Origin of the sequence: Streptomyces sp. NPDC005202 (assembly GCF_040608235.1) — a bacterium.
Classification (GTDB): Bacteria; Actinomycetota; Actinomycetes; order Streptomycetales; family Streptomycetaceae; genus Streptomyces.
On record NZ_JBEXHW010000042.1, the window covers coordinates 34,246 to 49,068 of the forward strand.

Consider the following 14,823-nt stretch of genomic DNA (forward strand, 5'->3'; position numbering starts at 1 on the left):
CAGTCCGGAACGGCACCGGGGTGAACCGAACCGTAGAATCAGTCCGGAACGGCACCGGGGTGAACCGAGCCGCTGAATCAGTCCGGCAGGCCTCAGCTCCCGTCGGCGCCGTCGTCAGTCAGACGTCGGCGTTCCCGCTGGCGTTGGCCGTACGCGGCGTTACGGACGGCCGCCTGGTCCTCGAGGCCGGAGCCGAAGGCCCCGCCGACCAGGGCGACCGAGGCGCCGAACCAGACCAGTTGCAAGCCGTCGGCCGTCGTCGTGCCGTGTCCGACGACCTTGCCGCCGGCGGAGCCCCGAGACGCGTGGGCCGGACGCCCTACGGCGTCACCGGCAACCCCGCAGCCTTCCACGCCTGGAACCCGCCGACCAGGTCGGTCGCCCGGTGCAGGCCCAGCTGGTGCAGGGACGCGGCCGCCAGACTCGACGCGTAGCCCTCGTTGCAGATCACGACGACGCGCAGATCGTGGCTGGTGGCCTCGGGGCTGCGGTGGCTGCCCTGGGGATCCAGCCGCCACTCCAGTTCGTTGCGTTCGATGACGAGGGCGCCCGGGATCAGTCCGTCCTTGTCGCGCAGCGCGGCGTAACGGATGTCCACCAGGAGGGCCTCGCCGGCCTCAGCGGCGGCGTATGCCTCACGCGGCTCGATCCGTTCGTAGCCCCGGCGCGCCCGTTCCAGCAGCTCGTCGATCCCGACCGGTGACCGTCCCGCGCTCACTGCCAGTCCTCCGGGCGTTCGGCCTGCTCCAGGCGCAGCACCTGGCCGGTACGGCTGTAGCGACGGATCTGCGGCAGCGGCGGGTAGTAGGCGTGCACGGAGATCGCGTGCCGGTCGGTGGACTCGTTGAGCACCTCGTGGACGTGGTGGCGGCCGAAGGCGCGACCCTGGCCGGCCGGGAGCCGCCGCTCGCGGTCCACGCCGTCGGTGAGCTCGAGGGTCTTCCAGCCGTCGGTGGGCAGGCGGGCGGCGAGCGAGTTCTCCTTCAGTTCGCCGGAGGCGGTGAGGAAGGCGCCGACCGACTCGGCGTGGTCGTGCCAGCCGGTGCCGGTGCCGGGCGGCCAGCCGATCAGCCAGGCTTCGCTGCCGCCGGGGCCCTCCAGGCGCACCCAGGTGCGGCCCTCCGGGTCGAGCGGGAGGGAGGCGATCAGTTCGGCGTCGGCGGCCGTGCGCCGGACGAAGTCGAGGAGCTCCGCCTGCGTCGGCGCCTGGGCGGCGCGTGCGGACACACCTGGGGAAGACAGAGCGGGGGAAGACACAGCGGCGGAAGAAACGGAAGGGGAGACAGACACGTACACCGTCCTGAAGAACGTTCGCGGAGGGCGCGCGGCAGCAGGGAGCGGCGCGCGGGGGAAGAGGGATGCGAGTTCAGCAGGACGGACGACACGCGCAGCCCGCATAGCGGACGAGGTCCATGTGGACCCTCCGCCACAGGCGTACATAGGTGTCGGTCACGATCCGGAGTACACCATGGGCGTGCGAAACGGTCAACTCACCGTCACTATGTGGACCGCACAGTGACGGCGAGTACAAGGTTCTCAGCGCGCGCCCGCCCCCGCCCGGGCCTCGGACTGCACGGCGCCGCCCAGCGTCGCCTCCGCCGCCGTGTACAGGTCGGCCGGGCGCACCCCGCTCAGTGCGGTGACCAGGTGTCCGTCGGGCCGCACGAGGAGCACGGTGTGGGCGGCCGCGCCCGGGTAGCTCTCGGCGACCAGCAGCTCGGCGGGGTGCGGCAGCGCGGTCACGGCGGCCGCCAGCCGGGGCATGATCCCGGCGGTCACCCAGTGCTTGCGCTCCCATACGACCGTGCCCGGCGCGACCAGCACCACCAGCAGCGCCCCGCGGCCCAGCCGGTCCCGCAGCGGTACGAAGGAGCCGTCCTCCGCGGTGACCAGCACGTCGGCGACCGGGGCGCCGACCGGCGTGTCGACGGGGACCTCCGCCTCGATGTGCGGGGGCGCGAGCGGCGAGTCGGCGTATGCGCCGGGCGCACCCACCGGTCCGCGCCCCAGATGACCGTCCATGAGCAGCGCGTGGTGCCCCCGGGCCGTCCCCGGGACGTACGACCGCAGCCCGCCACCCCCGCGCAGCAGCGGCAGCACCTGGTCTGCGGCGCGCAGCCGGGCGGCGACGATCGCGCGCCGCTCGGCCTGGTAGCTGTCGAGCAGTGCCTCGTGCGGACCGTGGTGCCAGGCCAGCGCCAGCTTCCAGGCGAGGTTGTCGGCGTCCCTGAGGCCCTCGTCCAGCCCCTGGGTGCCGAACGCGCCCAGCAGGTGCGCCGCGTCCCCGGCGAGGAAGACCCGGTCGGCGCGCCAGCGGCGGGCCAGCCGGTGGTGGACCGTGTGGACTCCGGTGTCCAGGAGTTCGTACGACGGGGCGGACTCGCCGGTCCAGCCCGTGAGGGTCTCCCGGATGCGGGCCACCAGCAACTCGGGGGTGACCAGGTCCTTGCCGGGCGGGAGCAGCCAGTCCAGCCGCCACACTCCGTCGGGGAGCGGACGGGCGGTGATCTCCCCGGCCGAGGGGCCGGTCGTCCGCCACGGCGGCGTCCGGTGGAGGAAGGCTTCGTCGGTCCAGGGGAGTTCCGTGCGCAGCGCGGCGACGGCGTACCGTTCGACGGCCGTACGGCCGGGGAAGCGGATGTCCTGGAGCTTGCGCACGGTCGAGCGCGGGCCGTCGCAGCCGATGAGGTAACTGCCGCGCCACCACGTGCCCTTGGGGCCGCGGGTGTGGGCCGTGACGCCCGAGGCCTCCTGCTCGATGGAGTCGAGGCGGCTGTCCACGGCCAGCTCGACCAGCGGCTCGTGGGCGATGGCGGCGCGCAGGGCGCCGGTCAGGACGTGCTGGGCGATGTGCAGCGGGGCGGGATCGGCGTCGAAGACGACCTCGCGCATCACCTGTTTGCGCCGCATCGACCGCCAGCCGGCCCAGCGCAGTCCAGCCTCGCCGAGCGGCACACCGGCCAGCCTCTCCACGAGGGCGGCCGTGTCCTCACGCAGGACGACCGTGCGCGCGGCGCGCGGCGCGTCCCTGCCCGGTCCCTCGTCGAGGACGACGGACGGCACCTCCTGACGCGCCAGCGCCAGGGCGAGCGTGAGCCCGACGGGCCCCGCTCCGACGATAATCACCGGATCCACGGCGCGGCGCCCCCTGCCCGCGGCGGTGTCCTGAGGGTTGCATGTGAACAGGAAGTTGGAGCAGGGTGCACGATCACAAAACGTATGCAACAGACTGCGCGCCAGCCGGTCAAGCGGGACTCACGGCCGGTGCCCTTCGCACGGGGCGCCGCGAACCGCTCAGCGGCTCGTGAGCACGGCTGACGGTTCTTCACGGTCATGGGGCGTCAAGGGTTCACGGTCATGGGGCGTCAAGGGTTCACGGTCACGGGGCGTCAAGGGTTCACGGTCATGGGGCGTCAAGGGTTCACGGTCACGGGGCGGCAAGGGACGGAGGCAGTGGCGATCATGCCACTGCCTCCGTGTCGCTCACCGCAAGCTACTGATCATCAGACCGTCCCGCCGGCGCCGGTCCCGAAGGTAGCGCCGACATCGGCGGCGTTGAGCTCCTCGATCTCCTCGGCGCCGATGACCGCGCCCGTGCTCCGCTTGCTGCGGCGCAGCCTGCGCTCCAGCCAGCTCGCGAAGCTCGTCAGGGCGAAGTTCAGCACGATGTAGATGACCGCCACCACGATGAAGCTGGGGATGACGTTGGCGTAGTTGGCCGCGAGCGTGCTGCGCGAGTTGAGCAGCTCGGGGAACTGGAGGATCACACCGCCCAGCGCGGTGTCCTTCACGATGACCACGAGCTGGCTGACGATGGCCGGCAGCATGGCCGTGACGGCCTGCGGGAGCAGGATGCTGGTCATCGTCTGGCCCTTGCGCAGGCCGATGGCGTAGGCCGCCTCCGTCTGCCCCCTGGGGAGGGACAGGATGCCGGCCCGTACGATCTCGGCGAGGACCGAGGCGTTGTAGAGCACCAGGCCGGTGACGACCGCGTAGAGGGGCCGGACGTCAGTGGTGACGTCCGTGGAGCGGACGTAGAACTCGTTGGCGAACAGCATCAGCAGCAGCACCGGGATCGCCCGGAAGAACTCCACCACCACGCCGGCCGGGATCCGTACCCAGCGGTGGTCGGACATGCGTGCGATGCCGAAGACTGCGCCCAGCGGGAGGGCGATGACCATGGCGAGCGCTGCGGCCTTGAGGGTGTTGCCGAGGCCCGGCAGCAGGTAGGTCGTCCAGGCCTGGGCCGTGGTGAACGGGTCCCACAGAGCCCCCTTCAGCTGGCCCTTGTCGTCCATCGTCTGCCAGACCCACCACAGCAGGAGGGTGAGGAGGGCGAAGAAGACGACCGAGAGGACGACGTTGCGCCGCTTGGCGCGGGGGCCGGGGGCGTCGTAGAGAAGGGAGGTCATCGCTTCACCGCCAGTCGCTTGCCGAGCCAGCCGAGGAGCAGGCCGGTGGGCAGGGTCAGGACCACGAACCCGAAGGCGAAGACCGCGCCGATGGCCAGCGTCTGGGCCTCGTTCTCGATCATCGTCTTCATCAGGCTGGCGGCCTCGGCCACGCCGATGGCGGCCGCCACGGTGGTGTTCTTGGTCAGGGCGATCAGGACGTTGGCGAGCGGCGCGATGACCGAGCGGAAGGCCTGCGGCAGCACGATGAGCCGCAGGGTCTGGCTGAAGCTCAGCCCGATCGCGCGGGCCGCCTCCGCCTGGCCGAGGGGCACGGTGTTGATGCCGGAGCGGATCGCCTCACAGACGAAGGCCGCGGTGTAGGCGATCAGACCGAGTACCGCCAGCCGGAACCCCTGGAGCTTGAAGTCGTCGGATGCGCCCATCGTCACGCCGAAGATGTCGGCGAGGCCGAGCGAGGAGAAGACGATGATGACCGTCAGGGGGATGTTCCGGACGATGTTGACGTAGGCGGTGCCGAACCCGCGCATGAGCGGGACCGGGCTGACCCGCATCGCGGCCAGCAGGGTGCCCCAGACCAGGGAGCCGACGGCGGAGAAGACGGCGAGTTTCACCGTCATCCAGAACGCCCCGAGGACGTCGTAGCCTTGAAGAAAGTCGAACACGATCTCCCGCGCTTCCGGGTGTGTGGCGTACGTGGAGGGCGTGGCGCGCCGCCGCCGGGGAAGCGGTGGGCGGCGACGCGCCTGCGGAACCCTGCGTTACCTGCCGGATTCCTGCGTCAGCGGAATGCCGCGTTACCTGACGATCTGGCCGATCTTCGGGGCGGGCTCGTTCTTGTAGCCGGCCGGGCCGAAGTTCTTGTCGACCGCCTTCTGCCAGGAGCCGTCGCTGACCATCTTCTCCAGCGCGGCGTTGATCTTGTTCACGGTCGCGGTGTCGCCCTTCTTGACACCGATGCCGTAGTTCTCGTTGCTGAGCTTCAGACCGGCGAGCTTGAACTGGCCCTTGTACTTGTCCTGCGCGGCGAAGCCCGCGAGGATCGAGTCGTCGGTGGTCACCGCGTCCACGGCGCCGCTCTGCAGGCCGGCGATGCACTCCGAGTAGCCGCTGTACTCGCGCAGGTTGGCCTTCGGGGCGATCGTCTTCTGGACGTTCTGCGCCGAGGTGGAGCCGGTCACGGAACACAGCTTCTTGCCGTTGAGGTCCGTGCCCTTGGAGATGTCGGAATCCTTCTTGACCAGCAGGTCCTGGTGGGCCAGCAGGTAGGGGCCGGCGAAGTCGACCTTCTGCTTGCGCTCGTCGGTGATCGAGTACGTGGCCGCGATGAACTTCACGTCGCTGCGGGCGAGCGCGTTCTCACGGTCGGCGCTCTTGGTCTCGACCCATTCGATCTGGTCGGGCTTGTAGCCGAGCTGCTTGGCGACGTAGGTCGCCACGTCCACGTCGAAACCGGAGAAGGAACCGTCGGGCTGCTTCAGGCCGAGACCGGGCTGGTCGAACTTGATGCCGATCTTGATCTTGCCGCCGCCGGACGAGCCGCCGTCGTTCTTGTCGTTCGAGCCGCACGCCGTCGCCGTGACGGTGAGGGCGAGCACGACGGCCGAGGCGGCGGTGATCTTGCGGAGCTTCATGGTGAACGTCCTTCGAGTGGTGAGGAGTTGAGGGCCGTCGGAGACGGCGCAGAGGTCGTCACGGGAGCGGTGACGCAGGTCGTCAGCGGCGGCGTTGCCGCTCAGTGGTGGAGGATCTTCGACAGGAAGTCCTTGGCCCGGTCGCTGCGCGGGTTGCTGAAGAACTGGTCGGGCGCAGCCTGTTCGACGATGCGGCCGTCGGCCATGAAGACCACGCGATTTGCAGCCGATCGGGCGAAACCCATCTCGTGGGTGACGACGATCATCGTCATGCCGTCCCGGGCGAGCTGCTGCATGACCTCCAGCACCTCGTTGATCATCTCCGGGTCCAGGGCGGAGGTCGGCTCGTCGAAGAGCATGACCTTCGGGTCCATGGCCAGTGCCCGCGCGATGGCGACGCGCTGCTGCTGGCCGCCGGAGAGCTGTGCGGGGTACTTGTCGGCCTGCGCGCTCACGCCGACTCGGTCGAGCAGGGCCCGGGCCCGCTCCTCGGCCTTCTTCTTGTCCATCCTGCGGACCTTGACCTGGCCCAGAGTGACGTTCTCGAGCACGGTCTTGTGCGCGAAGAGGTTGAACGACTGGAAGACCATGCCGACGTCGGCCCGCAGCCGGGCCAGTTCCTTGCCTTCCTGGGGCAGCGGCTTTCCGTCGATCGTGATGGTGCCGGAGTCGATGGTCTCCAGCCGGTTGATGGTGCGGCACAGGGTGGACTTACCGGACCCGGAGGGCCCGATGACCACGACGACCTCGCCGCGGGCGATCGTCAGATCGATGTCCTGGAGCACGTGCAACGCGCCGAAGTGCTTGTTGACGCTCTTCAGGACGACCAGATCGCCGGTCGAGGCCACGTCTTTCTTGGCCACCGATACTTCGGTCATCGCTTTCAGGCTCCGTCCTCCTCGGTTTCGGAGGACAGTAATAACGCCGTGCGACCTGCGTCATTACATCTGAGGGAGATCTGAGCATCACAATCCGATAGCAATCGGACACGTGTCGTAGCAAAGGGCCACCGAGCCGCGTACCGGCTGGGTAACGGAAGCGGTGCGCAGCCGGAACCCTCTTGACGCCGTCCTCGTCCATCGGCGTGACTGCCATGGTGCACGCGCGCGTGCGTTACCTACACAGTGAGATCGTACGACCGATGAACCGGAGGGGGCCGGGATGAGACTGCTCCTCGTCGAGGACGACAACCACGTCGCTGCTGCTCTGTCCGCGGTCCTGGCCCGGCACGGTTTCGACGTCACGCACGCCCGCAGTGGCGAGGAGGCCCTCCAGGCGCTCGTCCCGGAGGGCGCCGGCTTCGGGGTGGTCCTGCTCGACCTGGGCCTGCCCGACCAGGACGGCTACGAGGTCTGCGGCAAGATCCGCAAGCGCACCAGCACCCCGGTGATCATGGTCACCGCCCGCTCCGACGTCCGCTCCCGCATCCACGGCCTCAACCTCGGCGCCGACGACTACGTCGTGAAGCCGTACGACACCGGGGAGCTGCTCGCCCGCATCCACGCCGTCAGCCGGCGCACCGCGCACGAGGACGCCGCTGGGGGCGGCGAGACCGCGCTGCGCCTGGGCCCCGTGCACATCGAACTGCCCACCCGGCAGGTCAGCGTGGACGGTGCAATCGTGCAGCTGACCCGCAAGGAGTTCGACCTCCTCGCGCTGCTCGCCCAGCGCCCCGGGGTGGTCTTCCGCCGGGAGCAGATCATCAGCGAGGTGTGGCGTACCAGCTGGGAGGGCACGGGACGCACCCTGGAGGTGCACGTCGCGTCCCTGCGCTCCAAGCTACGCATGCCGGCGCTGATCGAAACCGTACGCGGCGTCGGGTACCGGCTCGTCGTTCCGGCTGCGTAGCGGGGCTGGGTGCGCACACGTCTCCTGCCGCTGCTCATCGTTCTGATGGCGGGCGTGCTGCTCGCGCTCGGCTTCCCGCTCGCCGTCAGCGTGGCCGCGGCCCAGCAGCAGAAGGTGGTCGTCGACCGGATCGACGACACGGCGCGCTTCGCCGCCCTGGCCCAGTTCGTCACCGACCCGCCGACCGGATCCCGCCAGACGGTCCGGGACGAGCGCCGCGAGACCCTCAGCCGCGAACTCGCCAGCTACTACGAGGTCTACGGCATCCGGGCCGGCGTCTTCTACCGCACCGGCACCCCGATGGCCAACGCACCGACGGACTGGTTCCTCCCCGGCACGGGCGAGGTCCGCGACGCGTTCGAGGAGGCCCTGCTCAGCCGGCGCAGCCACGACCCGGAGCAGGTCTGGCCCTGGCAGGGGCACCGGCTCGTCGTCGCCTCACCCGTCATCCGGGACGGTGACGTCGTCGCGGTCGTCGTCACCGACTCGCCGACCGGGCAGATGCGATCGCGCACGCTGCACGGTTGGCTGCTCATCGGCGCGGGCGAGATCGCCGCGATGCTGCTCGCTGTCGGCGCGGCCCTGCGGCTGACCGGCTGGGTGCTCAGGCCCGTCCGCGTCCTCGACGCCACCACGCACGACATCGCCACCGGGCGCCTGAAGTCCCGGGTGGCGGTGGCCAGCGGGCCGCCGGAACTCCGCAGGCTCGCCCGGTCGTTCAACGAGATGGCGGACAACGTCGAGGACGTGCTGGAGCAGCAGCGCGCCTTCGTCGCCGACGCCTCGCACCAGCTGCGCAACCCGCTGTCGGCGTTGCTGCTGCGCATCGAGCTGCTCGCCCTGGAGCTGCCCGAGGACAACGAGGAGATCGCCTCCGTCCGCACCGAGGGCAAACGCCTCGCGCAGGTCCTGGACGACCTGCTCGACCTGGCGCTCGCCGAGCACGCGGAGGCGGACCTGCGGCTCACCGACATCGGCGCGCTGGCCGCGGAGCGGGTGGCGGCCTGGACGCCGACCGCCGAGGCAAAGGGGGTACGGCTGGTGGGCGACTGCCCGGCCACCACGGCGTGGGCCGACCCCGTGGCGCTGTCGTCCGCGCTGGACGCGGTGATCGACAACGCGGTGAAGTTCACGCCGAAGGACGAGCGCGTCGAGGTGTCGGTCTCCTCCAACGGCGACACGTCGACAATCGTGGTCGCCGACCACGGCCCCGGCCTCACCGACGAGGAACTCGCCCGCATCGGCGACCGCTTCTGGCGCAGCGGCCGCCACCAGAACATCAAGGGCTCCGGCCTCGGCCTGTCCATCTCGCGGGCGCTGCTCGCGGCGGGCGGCGGCTCGATCTCCTACGACCACCATGAGCCGCACGGCCTGAAGGTGACGGTGACGGTGCCGAGGTCGGGGCCGGAGGCGTCGTAAGGCCTGTTACGGCGTGACCGGGCGTGTTGGTGGTCTCGCGGGTGCTTGTGCGTGACCGGCGCGTCGGTTCTCGCGCGGCGTTACGGCATGACCGAACGCGTCGGCGGTCCGGGCCGTTACGGCTTGACCGAGCGGTAGTAGCGCCGCGCGCCCTCGTGCAGGACCAGCGGGTCGGTGTAGATCGCGGTGCGCACGTCGACCAGCTGGGCCGAGTGGACGTGGGCGCCGATGCCGTCGCGGCTCTTGATCACGGTGCGGGTCACCCACTCGGTGAGCCGGGGGTCCGTGTCCTGGCGCGTCATCAGCAGGTTGGACACGGCGATGGTCGGCACGGCCGAGCCGTTCTGGATGGTGGGGTAGGCCGACTCCGGCATGTCGGTGGCGCGGTAGTAGCGCGTGGCGTCGCCCTCCGCGTGCAGCTTGGCCACGAGGTCGGCCTCGATGGGCACGAACCGGAAAGTGAACTTGGCGGCGAGCTGCTTGAGACCGTCCGTCGGCAGTCCACCCGACCAGAAGAACGCGTCGATCGCGCCCTGCTGCAGCCGGTCCGGGCCGGTGTCGATGCCGTCCCCCATCGACCGGATGTCCTTCTTCGGGTCGATCCCGGCCGCCTTGAGTACCCGCTCGGCGATCAGCCGTACGCCCGACTGCGGCGGCCCTATGGCCACCCGCTTGCCCCGCAGGTCCGCGACGGAGCCGATGCGCGAGTCGCGCGGGACGACGAGCTGCATGTAGTCGTCGTAGAGGCGGGCCACACCGCGCAGCCGTGTGGCGCCCGGCCCGTGGTTCAGCTCGTACGTCTCCACCGCGTCGGCCGCGGCGATCGTGAAGTCGGCCCGGCCGGTCGCCACGCGCGCGACGTTCTCCTGCGAGCCGTCGCTGGTCAGCAGCCGCACCTTCAGTCCCGGCATGTCCTTGTCGAACTCGGTGCGCAGCAGCGTGCCGTACTGCTGGTAGACCCCGTGCGGGGTCCCGGTGCTGAAGGTGATCGTCCCGCTCGGCGGCTCGTCGCCCAGGGGCAGCAGCCACCAGACCAGCAGCCCGAGGGCGACGACGCCGACGGCCGCGCCCTGCAGGGCCCGGCGCCTGCGGATACGGAGGAACACCTTGGACATGCGCGCGATCCTGCCAGCCCGTGCGCGGTGCTGACCAGGGCCGGGTTCACAGGGCGACCGGCCGGCCGCACGGCCGTGACCGCCGGGCGGGCACAAGGGCTGTCGGAGGCGGCCGTTACAGTCACCGCATGAGCTGCGCCCCGCCTCGCCCGCCGATCTCGTCCGTCAGTTCCACCGCGCCTTCGGGCTCGACGTCCGCAGCACGCCGACGGAGGTGGCGCCGGAACTCGCCGCGCATCGTGGGGAGCTGCTCGCCGAGGAGGCCGCGGAGGTGGCCGAGGTCTCGGTCGGCGGCCCGCTCGACCGGCTGGCGCACGAGCTGGCGGACGTCGTCTACGTGGCGTACGGCACGGCCCTGGTGCACGGGATCGACCTCGACGAGGTGATCGCCGAGATCCACCGCTCCCACATGACCAAGCTCGGCCCCGACGGTCAGGTCGCCCGCCGCGCCGACGGCAAGGTGCTGAAGGGCGAGCACTACGAGACGCCCGACGTGGCGGCCGTGCTGCGCCGCCAGGGGTGGGCCCCCGGCGGCGCGTGACGCGGAGTGCTACGGCATCATCCTGCTCTTCTCCTACGGCGGCGCCTGACGCGGGATCCCACGGCGTCGTCCCGCTTTTCTCCTACGTCCTACGGCGTCGCCCCGCTTCTCCTACGTCCTACGGCGTCGTCCCGCCGCCCGCCAGCTTCCACTCGCGGTGCAGCGAGCCCAGCGGGATGCTCCGCTCGAAGACCGGCGTACCGAAGATCGACAGCTGGAGGCGGAGGGTTCCGCTCAGATCGACGCCGCCGTAGACGCCCCAGGAGGCGTCGGCCTTCGTCCCGGTGTCGGACGAGGAGGTGACCGTGCCGGAGGCCTCACCGCGCAGGTACGGCGCCAGGTCGGCGCCGACGCCCACGGTGCCGTACAGGCCGACCGTGGCCTCCGCGCCGAGCGCCGCCTTCACGCCGCCCGCGGTGGTCACCGAGGTGCGCACCGGGGTGCTCGTCATGTCCGCGGAGCTGACCGGGGTCCAGCCCTGTGCGGGGCCGAACGTGCCGCCCGCCTTGAAGTCGCCCTTGAGGCTCTGCTCCACGTCGACGGTGACCTTGCCGTCGCCGCTGATCTGGACGTAGCAGGTCAGGTCGAGGTTGACCACGACGGGGACGGGGCCGACCTGGAGCACGGGGTCGGCGTGCAGCTTGGCGAACGGGATCCGCAACGGCGCCGTGGAGGCGGCGGCGCGGCCCTTGAGGGCCCAGCCCGAGGTCCAGTCGCCGGAGACGCCGAGATAGGCGGAGCCGGGCGCGGTGTCGGTGCCCTGGCCGCCGTACTTGAAGTCGACCTGCGGGGCGACCTGGACGTAGCCGGAGACGGACGCGGCGGCCGACACCGGCGCGCCCTGGGCCGTGGGCACGGTGGCGTCGACGTCGAGCCGCAGGCTGCCCAGCGGCACGGTGGCGCCCTTCGGGCCTACGTGCACGTCCCCCGACTTGGCCCACGAGACCTTGACGTCGGGCAGCAGTTTGTCGACGTCGAAGGAGGCGGGGTCGACCGGGACCGTGCCGCGGGCCGTCTCGTCGCCGAGCACGGAGTTGAGGGCGGCGGGTTCGGTCTGCACCTCGGTGCCCTTGTCGGTCTCGCCGATCACCTTTGTGACCTTGGCCAGGAGGCCGTGCGGTGCGCCGGGGGCCGGGGCGCTGGCGATGACGTCGCCGACAGCGGCGCCCCGCGACTTGCCGGTGGCGTGGGGAGTGGGCGACGGACTCGCCGTGCCGCCCGAGGAGATGACGGCGCGCCGGGTCCTGCTGTCGTACGAACTGACGGTGAGCGAGGTCTTGTGGGCCCGCTTGCCCGAGCCGTCCGGGCTCGCGGTGGCGGTCGGGGTGGTGGCGGGGGCGGCCGCGACGGCGAGCGTGCGGTCGGCGGCGGCGGTCGAGTCGTCGGGGTGCTGCCGGGTCTCCTCGCTCTGGGCGGCCGCGGGTCGGTCGTCCGACCGCGGGGGAGAGGAGCAGCCGGCGGCGAGGAGGAGGGCGGTCACGGCGAAGGCGGGCATCAGGGCACGCGTGTGCCTCGTGCGTCTGCGCAAGGTCGGTCCTGAAAGGTGGGGGGTGGCAAGGGAAACCGGCACGAGAAACACCGGCCCCGGGGGCCGCTGGAATACCGGTGAGTAACCAGGCATGAGCATGCCACGGCCAGCGACCGGAGCTCCACATTCCGGCCACATCCCGAAGTGACCTGAACCACGGCGCTTTTCGGCCGCCGGAGGGGGCGATTCCGTGGCGCGATCGACAGGCCGGCAGGGGGCCGCCGGTGAACTTCGGGCGTCGCCGCCGCGTGGCGTGCCGGTCTGCAGGGTGTTCCCGTCCGGATCACGGAGATGGAGATCCGGAGGTGAACGACCCGCTCCTCGACCCCGGCGCGGGCAGCGCGGGCAATGCGTGCGGTCGCCCGTCGGGGGCCGCCGAAGGCGCCCGTCGACGCGGAGGGGAGCGACCTCGGCCGTGGAGGCCGAGCCGGGATCTCCCGGACACGACGCGGAAGGCGTGGCGGCCGCGGCACACCGCAACGGTCCGCACAGCGCGGCCGATCGGCGCAGCCCCGTCCGGGCCGGGGCCGGGATCGGTCAGGGGGAGTGCAACAGGGTCAGGGGGAGTGCAACACGGTCAGGGGAGGACAACAGTCCTACGTCAGCGCCGAGTCGGCAGGCCGCCGGGACGACGACCGCGCACACCGTACGGCCAGCACCAGCGCGAGCGCGCACAGGGTGACGGTGTCCTTGAACGCCCTGCGCGTCGACGCGTCCAGATGGGGAAACGCGAACTCCGGCACCTGCGGAATGAGCGCCCCCCAGAACCACGGCGAGCGGGTCACCGAGCCCGCCTCCAGCGCGCCGGCGAGCAGCAGGGGCACGACGACGACCAGGTAGTGCTCGTAGGACGGCCGGGAGACCAGGTAGGACGCCAGCATGAGCATCGCGGCCGTGTCCGCGAGCCGCGCAGGACCGGGATCCGCGCGCCGCCAGCGCAGCCAGGCGCACGTCACGCCGGCCGCCGCCGCGGCCACGGCCACCAGCTCCGCCAGGGCGGGCGGCACCCCGAGGCGCGGCAGCACCGCCGGCAAAGAGCAGTCGAACGGCCGCATCAGGGCGTCCCCGCCCTTGAGCAGGAAGGGCAGCGTGCGGGTGAAGAACCCGCCGGGATTCGGCATCATCAGGGCCGCGCCCAGCGACAGGGCCGTGGGCAGCGACAGCATCCAGGCCAGGGCTCGCCACTGCCGGGCCAGCACGAACAGGACTACGACCGGCAGCAGCAGCGGCTTCACCGCCACGGAGACCCCCAGGACCACCCCGGCGGCACCCCAGCGCCCGCGATCCGCCAGAAGGAGCGCCCACGGCAGGGCGAGGGCGCTGACCGCGGTCCAGTTCCCGAGCTCCACCAGGTGGCCGAACGGCGCCCACAACAGCACCAGCCCCAGCAGACCCAGCACCGCGAACCGACTGCGCGCCGGCACCCGGAACAGGCGCACGGCACACCACCAGCCGGCACCGAGCACCGCCACGCACACCACCGGCGCGGCGACGCGCAGCACGAGCGGCGGCAGCACTGCCTGCGCGGCGGCGAACAGGACGGCGCTCGGCAGGTACAGGAAGCGCCGGTCCGCGTAAGGGGCGCCCCCGTGCAGCCAGACCTGCCCGGCGTGGACGACGAACCCGTTGTCCATGCCCCCCTGTGTGAACTTGACGGCCACGTGCGCGGCCCGGGCGAGCAGGACGCCGGCGAGGAACGCGACCGGGACCGGCCCGGCGGGACCCATGAGCCACGCGCGCAGTGCCGTGGTCGGGGGCACTTGAGGGGCGGTCGTCCGGAGGGCGCCACGAAGCTGCATCACACGTACCTGTCCGGGAGGGGTTGCTGTGAGCGGAACGACGCTGTTGGAAGGGTGCGGGCCCATTACGGGTCGCTTGTCATTTTGGGTCACTTGTCCCAATATCGGAGTCAACAACCGGTCGTGTCGCGATCAAGCAGCCGTAAAGCCTTTCCACCGACCGCGCCCCGGCCCCTTCCGCGGCCTACTTCCGCATCACGCGGGCGACCCGTTTTTCGTTGACCCGCAGGCCCGCCTCGCGGAGTTCGGCGGTGACCCGTGGTGAGCCGTAGGCTCCGCCCCGAGTGCCGGTGAACGACGCGGATCTTCTCCGCCGGCAGCCGGTCGCCCGTCTCGCGGGCCGTGCGGGCGTCGGCGCCGGTCCGCCACTTGTAGTAGCTGGACCGGTTCAAGCCCAGGACCAGGCACAGCCGCTTCACGCCGAAGGCGTCCCGGTGGTCGGCGACGAACTGGAAGCGGCTCAGGAGCCGTAAGGAAACTACTGCCGATTTCAGTCCAACTTCGGTGCGCGACATGGTAATTGGGCT

Annotated in this window: 15 protein-coding genes and 1 pseudogene; 3 read left to right on the forward strand and 13 right to left on the reverse strand. The window is 71.2% G+C overall.

Going from position 1 to position 14,823, the window contains the following annotated elements; all coding sequences use genetic code 11:
• Positions 1–92: 92 nt before the first annotated feature.
• The 9 genes from ABZV31_RS34225 to ABZV31_RS34265 all read right to left on the reverse strand — a co-directional run bounded on the left by ABZV31_RS34225 (position 93) and on the right by ABZV31_RS34265 (position 6,924).
• Positions 93–245 carry a hypothetical protein gene (locus ABZV31_RS34225; protein ID WP_355900744.1) on the reverse strand — a complete coding sequence of 51 codons (153 nt, stop codon included), beginning with the start codon at positions 243–245 and terminating at the stop codon, positions 93–95.
• A gap of 74 nt (positions 246–319) precedes the next feature.
• On the reverse strand, positions 320–718 hold the full coding sequence (locus ABZV31_RS34230) for a rhodanese-like domain-containing protein (RefSeq protein ID WP_355900745.1): 399 nt from the start codon (positions 716–718) through the stop codon (positions 320–322).
• Positions 715–1,242: a cysteine dioxygenase gene (locus ABZV31_RS34235; protein WP_355900758.1), complete on the reverse strand. Its 528-nt coding sequence runs from the start codon at positions 1,240–1,242 to the stop codon at positions 715–717. Before ABZV31_RS34235 ends, ABZV31_RS34230 begins: the two co-directional genes overlap by 4 nt.
• A gap of 124 nt (positions 1,243–1,366) precedes the next feature.
• On the reverse strand, positions 1,367–1,453 hold the full coding sequence (locus ABZV31_RS34240; protein WP_355900759.1) for a putative leader peptide: 87 nt from the start codon (positions 1,451–1,453) through the stop codon (positions 1,367–1,369).
• Between the two features lie 83 nt (positions 1,454–1,536).
• On the reverse strand, positions 1,537–3,135 hold the full coding sequence (locus ABZV31_RS34245; protein ID WP_355900746.1) for an FAD-dependent monooxygenase: 1,599 nt from the start codon (positions 3,133–3,135) through the stop codon (positions 1,537–1,539).
• Positions 3,136–3,503: 368 nt separating this feature from the next.
• Positions 3,504–4,412, reverse strand: a complete 909-nt coding sequence (locus ABZV31_RS34250) for an amino acid ABC transporter permease (RefSeq protein ID WP_355900747.1) — start codon at positions 4,410–4,412, stop codon at positions 3,504–3,506.
• Positions 4,409–5,077, reverse strand: coding sequence for an amino acid ABC transporter permease (locus ABZV31_RS34255; protein ID WP_355900748.1), 669 nt, complete (start codon positions 5,075–5,077; stop codon positions 4,409–4,411). Before ABZV31_RS34255 ends, ABZV31_RS34250 begins: the two co-directional genes overlap by 4 nt.
• A gap of 132 nt (positions 5,078–5,209) precedes the next feature.
• Positions 5,210–6,046 carry a glutamate ABC transporter substrate-binding protein gene (locus ABZV31_RS34260; RefSeq protein WP_355900749.1) on the reverse strand — a complete coding sequence of 279 codons (837 nt, stop codon included), beginning with the start codon at positions 6,044–6,046 and terminating at the stop codon, positions 5,210–5,212.
• 101 nt (positions 6,047–6,147) lie between these two features.
• Positions 6,148–6,924 carry an amino acid ABC transporter ATP-binding protein gene (locus tag ABZV31_RS34265; RefSeq protein WP_355900750.1) on the reverse strand — a complete coding sequence of 259 codons (777 nt, stop codon included), beginning with the start codon at positions 6,922–6,924 and terminating at the stop codon, positions 6,148–6,150.
• A 283-nt stretch (positions 6,925–7,207) separates the two neighbouring features.
• Between ABZV31_RS34265 and ABZV31_RS34270 the strand changes: the two genes are divergently transcribed.
• Together ABZV31_RS34270 and ABZV31_RS34275 are read left to right on the forward strand one after the other, a co-directional pair.
• Positions 7,208–7,894 (forward strand): response regulator transcription factor, encoded by a 687-nt coding sequence (locus ABZV31_RS34270; RefSeq protein ID WP_355900751.1) that lies wholly within the window; start codon positions 7,208–7,210, stop codon positions 7,892–7,894.
• A gap of 9 nt (positions 7,895–7,903) precedes the next feature.
• Positions 7,904–9,313 carry a HAMP domain-containing sensor histidine kinase gene (locus tag ABZV31_RS34275; RefSeq protein ID WP_355900752.1) on the forward strand — a complete coding sequence of 470 codons (1,410 nt, stop codon included), beginning with the start codon at positions 7,904–7,906 and terminating at the stop codon, positions 9,311–9,313.
• Between the two features lie 116 nt (positions 9,314–9,429).
• Here ABZV31_RS34275 and ABZV31_RS34280 read toward each other — a convergent pair whose 3' ends face one another.
• The gene (locus ABZV31_RS34280; protein WP_355900753.1) at positions 9,430–10,428 is read right to left on the reverse strand and encodes a TAXI family TRAP transporter solute-binding subunit; all 999 of its coding nucleotides are present in this window, start codon (positions 10,426–10,428) and stop codon (positions 9,430–9,432) included.
• A 133-nt stretch (positions 10,429–10,561) separates the two neighbouring features.
• Between ABZV31_RS34280 and ABZV31_RS34285 the strand changes: the two genes are divergently transcribed.
• Positions 10,562–10,969: a MazG nucleotide pyrophosphohydrolase domain-containing protein gene (locus tag ABZV31_RS34285; protein WP_355900760.1), complete on the forward strand. Its 408-nt coding sequence runs from the start codon at positions 10,562–10,564 to the stop codon at positions 10,967–10,969.
• Positions 10,970–11,087: 118 nt separating this feature from the next.
• Here the strand turns inward: ABZV31_RS34285 and ABZV31_RS34290 are convergent, their stop codons facing one another.
• The 3 genes and pseudogenes from ABZV31_RS34290 to ABZV31_RS34300 all read right to left on the reverse strand — a co-directional run.
• Positions 11,088–12,464, reverse strand: a complete 1,377-nt coding sequence (locus tag ABZV31_RS34290) for a hypothetical protein (protein WP_355900754.1) — start codon at positions 12,462–12,464, stop codon at positions 11,088–11,090.
• A 629-nt stretch (positions 12,465–13,093) separates the two neighbouring features.
• Positions 13,094–14,296 (reverse strand): glycosyltransferase 87 family protein, encoded by a 1,203-nt coding sequence (locus ABZV31_RS34295; protein WP_355900755.1) that lies wholly within the window; start codon positions 14,294–14,296, stop codon positions 13,094–13,096.
• A 184-nt stretch (positions 14,297–14,480) separates the two neighbouring features.
• Positions 14,481–14,564 (reverse strand): annotated as a pseudogene (locus tag ABZV31_RS34300) (IS3 family transposase); the annotation flags it as partial.
• Between the last annotated feature and the right edge of the window lie 259 nt (positions 14,565–14,823).